This window comes from Pseudomonas rhizozeae, from assembly GCF_031583775.1.
GTDB lineage: Bacteria > Pseudomonadota > Gammaproteobacteria > Pseudomonadales > Pseudomonadaceae > Aquipseudomonas.
This window is the reverse complement of record NZ_JAVLSB010000062.1, coordinates 1-4929: the sequence shown is the minus strand read 5'-3', so window position 1 is coordinate 4929 and position 4929 is coordinate 1. Positions and strand designations below refer to the sequence as shown.

Below are 4929 nucleotides of genomic sequence, written 5' to 3'. Positions count from 1 at the left end.
ATCAAAAGCCAGATCAAGATCAAGATCAAAAGCGCGGCGAGCTGACACTCGACCTGAGGGTGTACGCAATTTTGTGGATGTGCGCGATGACTGTGGGAGCTGGCTTGCCAGCGATGACGGTCTCCCAGCCAGCCATTATCTTGTGGATGTACTCAAATCCAAATTGTGGGAGCGAGCCTGCTCGCGAATGCGCTCTACCAGCCGACCGCTCACTCCCAGCCACTCCACAAATCCCTCACGCCTCTTTCTGCCCCTCACCCCCGGCCGTGATGACTTGCACGCTCATCCGCGGCGTCGCCAGGTCGAGCCCGGCTTCATCGAGATGGCGCTTTAGCGACAAGTTGAACGCCCGCGACACTTCCCATTGTTTGATCGGCGCAGTCTTGAAGCGGGCGCGGAGGACGGCGCTGCCGGATTCGAAACTCTCGACACCTTGAATTTCCAGCGGCGACCAGATGTTGCGGCGTTGCAGGGGGTCGGTGCGCATCTTCTGGCCGACTTCGCGCATGAGTTTGATCGCTTCGTCGATGTTCATGTTGTACGGCACCGCGACGCGGAAGATGGCGTAGCCGAATTCCCGGGAGTAGTTTTTGATGCTTTTGATTTCGCTGAACGGGATGGTGTGGACGATGCCGTCGATGTCCCGCAGGCGCACGGTGCGGATGGTCAGGCCTTCGACGGTACCGAGGTGGCCGCCGACGTCGACGTAGTCGTCGATGGCCAGTGAGTCTTCGATGATGATGAACAACCCGGTGATCAGGTCGGCCACCAGCGATTGCGCGCCGAAGCCGATGGCCAGGCCGATTACGCCGGCGCCGGCCAGCAGTGGCGTGACGTTCATGCCCATGTTCGCCAGCGCGACGATCAGCGCGATGATGAATATCGCGACGAACAGTACGTTGCGGATCAGCGGCATCATGGTTTGCGCGCGGGCATTGGCCAGGCCTTTACGCGAGCGGGTCAGGGCGTGGTGCACGGCGGTGTCGCTGAGGATCCAGATCAGCCAGGCGAAGATCAGTGTGCCGCCAAGGCTGAACAGTTTGACGCTGACTTCGTGGCCTTCACCTTCGGTGAAGCGGATCAGCGACATGCCCCACACTCGCAGGCCGAGTTCGATGAACACCAGCCAGACGAATAAATGCGCCAGGGTATAGAAGAAGCTTTTCAGGCGATCCGAGTACAGGGCGTGACGCTTCGGCCCGCGTTGCGGTTTTAGCGCGTGGCGGCGGACCAGGCCGTTGATCACCATGCACAACACCAGCAACACCGTGCAGATCAGCGACTGCCGCAGCGCGGTGCTGGTGTCGCCGGCCGAGACGAAGGTGGCGAACAGTGAGATCGCCACCAGCACCAGGGCCGGGACGTACCAGAAGGTGCCGAGGATATCGATGGTGTCGCTCAGTGCCCGGCGGGTCAGGCGCCGGGACAGCGGCTGGTTGCGGATCAAATGCGCGATCGGGCGGCGGAAGCGCAGGATGAACAGCCCGGTGGACAGTGCCGCGAGCACGTTGGCCACGGTGGCGGCAGTGTGCGCCAAGTGGCTGCCGAGGCTGGCGACCAGGCGTGGATCGCTCAAGGCCTCGCCGAACGCAGCGAAGCTGCCGATCAGCCACAGGGGCCGGAAGGCCTGGTGGCGCAGGATGTACAGGGCGCGATGGCGGTGCGGGCCGTCGAGCACGGAGAAAGCGATCACGCAGATCGCCGAGAAACAGGTGCCGACCACCAGCGCGTAGGCCAGCACCATCGCCAGGCTTTTGCCCAACGACGACGGCAGCACGTAGCTCATGTAGACCGTCATCACCAAGGCGATCAGCCACGGCCCGAGTTTGCGCAGGGCGAAGCGCAGCATGTCCAGGGCCCTGGGATTTTGCGGCAGTTCTTCGGTGAGGCCGAAACGCATGCGCACGCGATGCCCGAGCCAGATCAGCGCGGCCGCCAGCAAGCTCCAGACCATCAGGATGATGGCGAAACCGAAGATCACCGGCAGCCATTCATTGGCCGGCATGATCAGCGCGGCGAATTCATCCTTGGCCAGGTCGAACTCGGCGGACCAGCGGGTCAGCGGACTGTCGAGCCCAGTGAATTGTTTTTCGAAACGGGCCAGGGTGCCGCCGATCAGGCCCAGCACGCCTTCGTCGGCGGGTGGCGTGGCTTTGTTGGTGACATCGCGCAATTTCTTCAGGTCGGCCAGCAACTTGGCGCGCTGCTGGTCGTTTTCCAGGGACTTGATCACCTCGTCGAGGGATTGCCCCAAGGGTTCCTGGGCTTGCGGCTGGGTTTTTTCCGAGCTGCTGAGCAGACCCGGCAAACTGACTGCCTCAGCGGACGTGAACGGCAGCAACGTCAGCAGGCAAACGAGGCACAACAAAGGCAGGGCAAACAGACGGGCAAACACTGGGCAGTCAACCTCGGGAAAAGCGAATCGCCCGAGTGTACGAGCGCGCCAAAATCAATGCGAGGGCAGGGCTAGCTTTTATTCGTTGAGTTTGGCGAGGATTTTGTACACCACAGTGACCAGAATCATCATCATCCCGACCCACATGGTGAACACACCGGCATTTTTGTCGCGGAAGTTGAAGCCGACGGCCAGCAGGATCATCCCGGTCAGAATCGGGATCAGCATGGCGTGGAAGGAAGACATCGAGATCATGAGCGACAGCCTTGTCGAAGGGGATGACTTAAGTCTAGGTCGGTTTTGTGCGATGGGTGGCTTGTTGGCGTATAGCTTTTGTGGTCACAGAGCGGTTGTGGTGAGGGAGCAAGCGCCCTCACCACAGGTGGGTCAGGGCAGTTCTTTGCAGGCGTAAAACGCGCTCAGCACTTTGACCAAATGCGCCAGGTCGTGGCTGCCGCACAGTTCGCGGATCGAGTGCATGCCAAAGGTTGGCAGGCCGATGTCGACGGTGCGCACGCCCAAGTGGCTGGCAGTGATCGGGCCGATGGTCGAGCCGCAGCCCATGTCGCTGCGCACCACGAAACTCTGCACCGGCACTTCTTCGGCCATGCACAGGTGGCGGAAGAACCCGGCGGTTTCGCTGTTGGTGGCATAGCGCTGGTTGCTGTTGACCTTGATCACCGGGCCCGCGTTGAGTTTCGGGCCGTGGTTGGCGTCGTGCTTCTCGGCGTAGTTGGGATGCACGCCGTGGGCGTTGTCCGCCGAGACCAGCAACGACTTCTGAATCGTGCGCACGAATTCATCGCCCTCCGGCAGCAAGCGCCGCAGGGTCTGTTCAAGCATCGGGCCATCGGCGCCGCACGCCGAGGTCGAGCCGACTTCTTCGTGATCGTTGCACACCAGCACGCAGGTTTCCTCGGTGTCGGCGCTGAGTAGCGCTTGCAGGCCGGCGTAGCACGACAGCAGGTTATCCAGGCGCGCGCCGGCGATGAAGTCGCCATGCAAGCCGATGACCGCCGCGCTTTGGGTGTCGTAAAAACTCAGTTCGTAATCCAGCACCACGTCGGCGTTCAGGCCGTGTTCGCGAGCCAGTTGATCGGTTAGCACGGCGCGGAAGTCGACCCGCTCATCACCGGCGAACTGCGCGAGGATCGGCGGCAATTCGGTCTGCGCGTTGATCGCCCAGCCCATGTTAGCTTCGCGGTTCAGGTGAATGGCGAGGTTGGGAATGATCGCAATCGGCGCTTTGAAATCGATCAACTGGCTTTCGACTTTGCCGTCGCGACGGAAGGTCACGCGGCCGGCGAGGGACAGGTCGCGGTCGAACCACGGCGCCAGCAACGCGCCGCCATAGACTTCGACGCCCAGTTGCCAGAAGCCCTGGCGTTGCAGTTCCGGTTGCGGCTTGACCCGCAGGCACGGGCTGTCGGTGTGGGCGCCGACCAGGCGAATGCCGCCGTGCAGCGCTGAGTGGCGGCCGAGTTTGATGGCGACGATCGAGGAGTCATTGCGGGTGACGTAGTAGCGGCCATTGGCCTCGGTGGTCCACGGCTCGCGCTCGTCGAGACGCTGGTAACCCGCCGCTTCGAGGCGCTGCACCAGGCTGGCGGTGGCATGGAACGGGGTAGGGGAGGCCTTGAGGAAATCGATCAGGCCTTGGTTCAACTCTTCGCGCATAAGAAGCTCCAGACAGCAATGGGCGGGAGTTTACCGCAAAGTGCGGCGCGCGCCGAACCGCAGGTACATGAAGATTAATGTGGTCTGGTGGCTTACCGGTGGCCTGGAGGAAGCCTGTGGTGAGGGGGCTTGCCCCCGTCAGGCTGCGAAGCGGCCTCACCACAAGAGTTAGATTTCACAGGGTATTGCCGTGGCTATTAGAACGGCGCCGGGCACTCGAAGCGCAGGCGTTCGCCGCTTTGCGGATGGGTGAAGCTCAGCATGCTCGCGTGCAGGCACAGGCGGGGCCAGGCGGCGAGGGCTTGCGGGTGGGCGTAGAGGCCGTCGCCCAGCAACGGATGCCCGATCGACAGCATGTGCACGCGCAACTGATGCGAGCGGCCGGTGATTGGCGTCAGTTCGACCCGGCACCAGTCGCCGCAGCGTTCGAGCACGCGCCAGAAGGTCAGCGCGTGTTTGCCGAATTCGTGGTCCACCACGTGCCGTGGTTTGGTCGGCGGATCGTAGCGCAATGGCAAATCGATGCTGCCGCTGTCCAGTTCCGGTTGCCCCCAGCACAACGCGGTGTAGGCTTTTTCGGTTTCGCGATCATGAAACTGCCGCGACAGCTCGCGGTGAGTGTCCGGGTCGCGGGCCAGCAGGATGATGCCCGAGGTTTCCCAATCCAGCCGATGCACGATGCGGGCTTCCGGGTAGCCGTTCTCTTGCAGGCGGGTGATCAGGCAATCCTTGTTATCGTCGGCCCGGCCGGGCACGGAAAGCAACAGGGTGGGTTTGTCGACCACCAGCACGGCGGCGTCCTGGTGGATGATGCGGATATTGGACAGCGGCATTAAAACAGCCTCGTAACAAACGCC

General features: G+C 62.3%; 4 protein-coding genes. All 4 read right to left on the bottom strand.

Translation table 11 applies throughout. The features are described 5' to 3' along the window. Positions 1 to 235: 235 nt before the first annotated feature. The gene (locus RG836_RS22385) at positions 236 to 2395 is read right to left on the bottom strand and encodes a mechanosensitive ion channel family protein (RefSeq protein ID WP_310849657.1); all 2160 of its coding nucleotides are present in this window, start codon (positions 2393 to 2395) and stop codon (positions 236 to 238) included. Positions 2396 to 2473: 78 nt separating this feature from the next. Then, complete coding sequence (locus tag RG836_RS22380) at positions 2474 to 2650, bottom strand: hypothetical protein (RefSeq protein ID WP_310849656.1); 177 nt, start codon at positions 2648 to 2650, stop codon at positions 2474 to 2476. 132 nt (positions 2651 to 2782) lie between these two features. After that, positions 2783 to 4072, bottom strand: coding sequence for a M18 family aminopeptidase (locus RG836_RS22375; protein WP_310849655.1), 1290 nt, complete (start codon positions 4070 to 4072; stop codon positions 2783 to 2785). A 197-nt stretch (positions 4073 to 4269) separates the two neighbouring features. Further along, positions 4270 to 4905 carry an RluA family pseudouridine synthase gene (locus RG836_RS22370; protein WP_007940846.1) on the bottom strand — a complete coding sequence of 212 codons (636 nt, stop codon included), beginning with the start codon at positions 4903 to 4905 and terminating at the stop codon, positions 4270 to 4272. Positions 4906 to 4929 lie beyond the last annotated feature (24 nt).

Bases quoted from the DNA above. Each gene is read 5' to 3' on its own strand.
- RG836_RS22380 (WP_310849656.1), bottom strand. From the start codon at position 2,650: ATGATCTCGATGTCTTCCTTCCACGCCATGCTGATCCCGATTCTGACC.
- RG836_RS22375 (WP_310849655.1), bottom strand. From the start codon at position 4,072: ATGCGCGAAGAGTTGAACCAAGGCCTGATCGATTTCCTCAAGGCCTCC.
- RG836_RS22370 (WP_007940846.1), bottom strand. From the start codon at position 4,905: ATGCCGCTGTCCAATATCCGCATCATCCACCAGGACGCCGCCGTGCTG.